Origin of the sequence: Streptomyces calidiresistens (genome assembly GCF_014141525.1) — a bacterium.
Taxonomy (GTDB): domain Bacteria; phylum Actinomycetota; class Actinomycetes; order Streptomycetales; family Streptomycetaceae; genus Streptomyces; species Streptomyces calidiresistens.
The window spans coordinates 1-4233 of sequence record NZ_VKHS01000495.1 but is presented as its reverse complement, the minus strand read 5'-3'; the positions used below and the strand labels follow the sequence as shown (position 1 = coordinate 4233).

The following is a 4233-nucleotide window of genomic DNA, read 5'->3' as shown; positions in this document are numbered from 1 at the left end:
CGCCCGGGGACGCCCCGGGGACACGGCGGCGGGCCCGCACCCCTGCGCAGGGGTGCGGGCCCGCCGCCGTGCTCCGGGGGGACGGCCGGGAATCAGCCCGCCCCGTAGGCGACCAGCGAGATCCCCACGTAGTGCACGACGAACGCCGCGAGGGTGAACGAGTGGAAGACCTCGTGGAAGCCGAACCACCGGGGGGAGGGGTTGGGACGCTTGATCCCGTAGACCACCCCGCCCGCGCTGTAGAGCAGGCCGCCGATCACGACCAGGACCAGGACCGCGATGCCGCCGGCGCGCAGGAAGTCGGGCAGGAAGAAGACGGCGGCCCACCCCATGGCGAGGTAACAGGGGGTGTAGAGCCACCGGGGGGCGCCCACCCAGAAGACCCGGAAGGCGATGCCGGCCGCGGCGGCGATCCAGATGCCCCACAGCAGCATCTGTTGCCGGCCGTCCTCCAGCAGCAGGATCGTCAGCGGCGTGTAGGTGCCGGCGATGATCAGGAAGATGTTGGCGTGGTCCAGCCGGCGCAGCACGGCGGTGGCCCGCGGGCCCCACCGCCCCCGGTGGTACAGGGCGCTTACCCCGAACAGCAGGCAGGCCGTGAGGGTGTAGACCGCGCAGGCCAGCCGCCCCTGCGGGGTCTGCGCCAGAGCGGTGAGCAGGATGCCCGCCACCAGTACGGCGGGGAACATCCCGGCGTGCAGCCAGCCGCGCAGCCGGGGCTTGATGAACTCCAGGGCCGCGCCGGGAGCGGTGTGCGCGTGCTCGTCGGGGGGGCGGTTCACCACCGCACCGGCCGTGCCCGCGCGTCCTTCCGCCGGCGCACCCCGCACCGGCGGGTTTCCCCGCCTCGAGGAGACGGAACCACCGTGCCGAACCAGTTGTCGTACCGGTCACCGAGCCGCGCGCGCCGGGTCCCGCGCCACGCCCTGCGCCTGGTCACCACCGCCGCCGCGGCGTCTCTGGTGCTGACCCAACTCCCGCACGCCCTGGCGGCCGACCCCGCCACGGAGGCCGGGGTCGGGGCCGCCGTGATCGGCGAGGTCTACGGCGGCGGTGGCAACTCCGGCGCCACCCTGACCCGCGACTTCGTCGAGCTGGGCAATCCCGGCACCGACGCCTTCGACCTGACCGGCCACAGCGTCCAGTACCTGTCCGGTTCCCCCTCCGCCTCCTCCCGCTGGCAGGTCACCCCGTTGACCGGCGCCATCGGTCCGGGTGCCCGCCACCTCGTCGCGCAGGCCGCCGGCGCCGGTGGCACCGTCGAGCTGCCGACCCCCGACACCACCGGCTCGATCAACATGAGCGCCACGAGCGGCACCGTGGCCCTGGTCGCCGGCACCGCCGCGCTGACCTGCCTCACCGCCGCCGACTGCGCGGACGACGAGCGGATCGTGGACCTGGTCGGCTACGGCACCGCCGTGGTCCGGGAGGGCTCCGGCCCGGCGGCGGGGGCGTCCAACACCGCATCCGTGGCCAGGGACGCCGAGCTGACCGACACCGACGACAACGCCGCCGACCTGACCGCCGGCGCGCCGACCCCGGTCAACTCCGCCGGGGAGGGTCCCGCGACCGGCGGCGGGGACGAGGGGGAGCCGCCCACCGAACCGGGCGACGTCCGGATCCGGGACATCCAGGGCGACACCCGGATCTCCCCCCTCGCGGGGACCACCGTCGCGGCCGTCCCCGGCGTGGTGACCGCCGTGAGCACCACCGGCTCGCGCGGGTTCTGGATCCAGGACCCCGAGCCGGACACCGACCCGCGCACCTCCGAGGGCGTGTTCGTCTACACCGGCTCGGCCGTGCCGACCGTCTCCCCGGGGGATTCCGTCCTGGTGGGCGGTCAGGTCACCGAGTACCGTCCGGCGAGCGCCACCCAGACCCTCACCGAGATCACCTCGCCGACCGTCACCGTGCTCTCCTCCGGCAATCCCCTCCCCGCGCCCGTGGTGCTCGACGCCGACTCGGTGCCGGACCTGTACGCCCCGGACGCGGCCGGGGGGAGCGTGGAGAGCCTGAAGCTGGACCCGGAGACCTACGCGCTGGACCTGTACGAGTCGCTGGAGGGCATGCTCGTCGAGGTCTCCGACACCCGGATCGTCGGCCGGACCACCGAGTACGACGAGCTGTGGGTGACGGTCAAGCCGGAGGAGAACCCCTCGGTGCGCGGCGGCACCGTGTACGGGTCCTACGAGGAGCCCAACACCGGCCGGCTGAAGGTCATGTCGCTGGACCCGGCCAACCCGCTGCCGGAGGCCAACGTCGGTGACGAGCTGACCGGCACCACCACCGGCCCGCTGGACTACGCCCGGTACGGCGGCTACACGCTGATGGCCTCCGACCTCGGCGACCACGTGGACAACGGTCTGGAGCGCGAGGTCACCCGCCCGCAGGAGGAGCGGGAGCTCGCGATCGCCACCTACAACGTGGAGAACCTCTCCCCGCTGGACGACGCGGCCAAGTTCGCCCGCCTCGCCGAGGGTGTGGTGGTCAACCTGGCCGAGCCGGACATCCTCACCCTGGAGGAGATCCAGGACAACACCGGTCCCACCGACGACGGGGTGACCGCCTCGGACGAGACGCTGCGGCTGTTCGTCGAGGCGATCGAGGCCGCCGGCGGCCCGGTCTACGAGTGGCGTTCCATCGACCCCGAGGACAAGCGGGACGGCGGGCAGCCGGGCGGCAACATCCGCAACGTGCTGCTGTTCAACCCCGATCGGGTGGAGTTCGTGGACCGGCCGGGCGGGGACGCCCGGACCGCCGTGGAGGCGGTCGCGGCGGACGGCGGCGTGGAACTGTCCCTCTCACCGGGGCGGATCGAGCCGAACGACTCGGCCTGGGCGAGCAGCCGCAAGCCGCTGATCGGCGAGTTCCGGTTCGAGGGGCAGACCTTCTTCGTGGTCGCCAACCACTTCAACTCCAAGGGCGGTGACGAGCCGCTGCACGGGCGCAACCAGCCGCCGAACCGCACCTCCGAGGCGCAGCGACACCGTCAGGCCGCCCTGGTGAACGGCTTCGTCCGGGAGCTGTTGGCGGTGGACCCGAACGCCAACGTGGTGGTCGCGGGCGACTTCAACGACTTCGAGTTCTCCGAGACGTGGTCGATCCTCACCTCGGGCGGGGCGCTGAACAACCTCATGCTGACGTTGCCGCCCGAGGAGCGCTACACCTACGTCTTCGACGGCAATTCGCAGACCCTGGACGGCATTCTCACCAGCCCGGCCATTCGCGGATTCGACTACGAGCCGGTGCGGGTGAACGCGGAATTCGCCGACCAGGCCAGTGACCACGACCCGCAGATCGTGCGTATCGACACCACCCGCAGCGGAAACGGTGGGGACAACGGCGGCGACAACGGCGGGGACGACGGCAAGGACAAGGACAAGGACAAGGGAAAGAACAAGGACAAGGTGAAGGAGAAGGCGCGGGAGGTGATCCGCGGGGTCATCGACTTCCTGGAGAAGCTCTTCGGACGCCTGACCGGCCGCTGATCCGCGGAACCGGACGCACCGGCCCGGTCCGCTCCCCCGGGGGAGGGACCGGGCCGGTGCGTTGTCAGGCGACGCGCGCCGTGACCAGGGCGGCCACCGAGACGCCCCGGGCCGCCACGGGGCACGGCAGCGCCGCCCCGGCGGGGCCGCGCCCGTCCGGCTCGGGGTCGTGATCGGGGTCGGGGCGATCCGTACCGTCGGGCACCACCCGCAGCGACACCGGGGAGCGGGGCGTCCCGCCGGCCCGCTCCCCGCCCGCCGGGGAACCGCCCCGCAGGAGACGGAGGCCGCCGGCTCGCGGCGGGGGGAACACGCGGTCGATCGTCACGGTGGGGAACCTCCTGGTCGGCCCCGCCCCTCCCGGGGCGGGGCGCCCCGGGAACGGAGGAAACGGGCCGGGAAACGGACTGGGCATCGGTCGGAAGGGCGAACCGGTGGGCGACGGGAGGACACGGGAGGGCTCGGCGGGAAACCGGGGCGGCGGGCGGATGAAACGGCACGACACGGCACGGCACGGTGAATCGCGCCGCGGGGAGGAAACCCACCGGGGAGGATCACGGACCGACCGGCAGGCGCTCAGAAGGTACCGGTCCCGACGCGCCCCATCCCAATTCTTTTCACCCTTTCGAGCGAGGAGAGGGCTTTCGGAATCGCTCGGGGAAACGATTTCCCGGCACTGCGTCCGTCCGCGTGTTCCGCCGGAACGGCCCCCGCCACCCGCACGGGTGAGCCCCCGCCCCGGGGC

Annotated in this window: 3 protein-coding genes; 1 reads left to right on the top strand and 2 read right to left on the bottom strand. The window is 73.0% G+C overall.

What is annotated here, in order from left to right; all coding sequences use genetic code 11:
• Positions 1 to 92: 92 nt before the first annotated feature.
• Positions 93 to 782: a PAQR family membrane homeostasis protein TrhA gene (gene trhA / locus FOE67_RS18365; protein ID WP_323385015.1), complete on the bottom strand. Its 690-nt coding sequence runs from the start codon at positions 780 to 782 to the stop codon at positions 93 to 95.
• Positions 783 to 878: 96 nt separating this feature from the next.
• On the opposite strand from trhA, the gene FOE67_RS18360 reads away from it, so the two are divergent.
• The gene (locus tag FOE67_RS18360) at positions 879 to 3488 is read left to right on the top strand and encodes a DUF8508 domain-containing protein (RefSeq protein WP_438874250.1); all 2610 of its coding nucleotides are present in this window, start codon (positions 879 to 881) and stop codon (positions 3486 to 3488) included.
• 64 nt (positions 3489 to 3552) lie between these two features.
• Here the strand turns inward: FOE67_RS18360 and FOE67_RS18355 are convergent, their stop codons facing one another.
• Entirely contained in the window at positions 3553 to 3816 is a 264-nt protein-coding gene (locus FOE67_RS18355; RefSeq protein ID WP_182665669.1) for a hypothetical protein, read from the bottom strand.
• Positions 3817 to 4233: the final 417 nt, after the last annotated feature.